General features: G+C 70.3%; 1 protein-coding gene. It reads left to right on the top strand.

Annotation, left to right across the window (positions count from 1 at the left end; translation table 11 throughout):
* On the top strand, positions 1-2,302 hold a 2,302-nt coding region (locus tag JOZ00_RS09665; RefSeq protein ID WP_293343069.1), incomplete at both ends, for a polyketide synthase dehydratase domain-containing protein.

Genomic DNA, 2,302 nt, shown 5'->3' on the forward strand with positions numbered 1-2,302 from the left:
TGGGACAGCCGCGAATCGCATTGTTGTCCAACCTGACTGGGCAATTGGCCGAGCCGGACTATGGGTCGGCACAGTACTGGGTCGACCATGTGCGCCGGCCGGTCCGGTTCTTCGACAGCGTGCGCGCCGCCGAGGCCTTGGGCGCCAGTGTCTTCGTGGAACTAGGTCCCGGTGCGGCGCTGACCGCGGCGGTTGCGGAGTCCTTGACGAGTGAGCAGGCGACGTCAGTGGTGACCATGCCCAAGGGTCGTCCCGAAGTGGAATCCGTGCTGAGGGCCGCCGGGCAATTGTTCACTATTGGAATCAATCTCGAGTGGGCTCAGGTCTTCGCCGGCCTGGATGCCCGGCGGGTAGACCTACCGACCTATGCCTTTGTGCGGCGGCGGTTTTGGTTGCCGACCGAGTCGGTGGGCCCCCGGAACGTGGGCAGCCTGGGCCTGGTGGAGGCCGAACACGCGTTGTTGGGCGCGGTGGTGGAGCGGCCGGACTCGGGCGGTGTGGTGTTGACCGGCCGGCTCTCGGTTTCCGCTCAGCCCTGGCTGGCCGATCATGCGGTGGCCGGGACGGTCATGTTTCCCGGGGCGGGATTCGTCGAGTTGATGCTGCGGGCTGGCGACGAGGTCGGCTGCCCGGTGATCGAGGAGTTGACGCTGTCGGCTCCGCTGGTGGTGCCGACGGTCGGCGTGGTGCATATCCAGGTCGTGGTAAATGCCGCCGGGGCGACGGGCTCGCGGCCGGTCATGGTGTATTCGCGGGCCGCGCAATCGGATTCCGAATGGACACTGCACGCCGAGGGCGCGCTGACCGAAGGCCCCGTGTCGCCCGGCGCGGATATGACGGTGTGGCCGCCCGTGGGTGCGGAGGCGGTGAACGTGTCCGGTGCGTACGACGGCCTGGCGGACCGCGGCTATGGGTATGGCCCGGCGTTCCGCGGGTTGCGGGCGGTGTGGCGGCGGGGCGCTGAGACGTTCGCCGAGGTCGAGGTTCCACAACAGGCCGGCGTGACGACCGGGGGTTTCGGCATCCACCCGGTGGTGCTGGACGCGGCGTTGCATGCGCTGGGGGTGGCCGACGAGCGTGCCGAGACCGTCCTGCCGTTCTCCTGGCAGTGGGTGTGCTTGTATGCGGCCGGCGCGTCGCGGGTCCGTGTGCGGTTGGCGGCGGTCGGCGCCAACGCGGTGTCGGTCGAGCTGGCCGATCCCTCGGGGTTGCCGGTGTTGTCGGTCCGCGAGCTGGTGACGCGTCCGATTTCGGCCGAGCAGTTGACCGCTGCGACCGCGGCGCGTTCCGGCGGGGGCGAGCTGCTGGACGTGGTGTGGTCTCCGGTCGCCTTGGCGGGCAATGACATTGGGCCACAGGTCGAGGTTTGGGAGCCGCGGCCCGCGGGCGCGGGCGTGGTCACCTCCGTGCACGCGGCCGCCCACGAGGCATTGCGCGTGTTGCAGTCGTGGTTGGCGGACGACCGGCCCGGCGTGTTGGTGGTCCTGACCCGCGGAGCGGTGGGCCTGGCCGCTGACGATGTCTCGGACCTTGCCGGCGCGGCGGTGTGGGGTCTGGCGAGGTCGGCGCAGGCCGAAAGCCCGGGCCGCGTGGTGTTGGTCGATTCTGACGGATCCCTGGAAATCGACTCCGTGATCGGTTGTGGGGAACCGCAATTGGTGGTGCGCGACGGCATCGCCTACATCGCTCGGCTGCGACCCGTCGTCACGCGGCCGCTGTTGCGGCTGCCCGAGCCGCCCGCGGCGTGGCGCCTGGCCGCCGGTGATGCGGGAACGCTGGAAGGCTTGGTGGTCCGGCCGTGCCCATCGGTCGAACTGGCCGCCGGTCAGGTGCGGGTGTCGGTGGCCGCGGCCGGGGTGAACTTCCGTGACGTGTTGGTGGCGCTGGGCATGTATCCCGGTGCCGCGGAGCTGGGTGCCGAAGGTGCGGGCATAGTGACCGAGGTTGGCCCGGGCGTCAGCGGGTTGGCCGTCGGCGATGCGGTGATGGGAATCTTCGGGCTGGCGGGTTCCGAAGCGGCAGTGGATCAACGGTTCGTCACGCGGGTGCCGCAGGATTGGCCGTTGGCGCGGGCCGCGGCCGTACCGGTGGTGTTCCTGACGGCCTATTACGGGCTGTCGGCCCTGGCCGGGCTGCGGGCCGGGGAGCGGGTCCTGGTGCACGCCGCTGCCGGTGGCGTCGGCATGGCGGCGGTGCAGCTGGCCCGGCATTGGGGTGCCGAAGTGTTCGCCACAGCGAGCCGAGGCAAGTGGGACACTCTGCGCGCGATGGGATTCGACGACGCACATATCGCGGATTCCCG

This window comes from Mycobacterium sp. (assembly GCF_019243155.1).
Lineage (GTDB): Bacteria > Actinomycetota > Actinomycetes > Mycobacteriales > Mycobacteriaceae > Mycobacterium.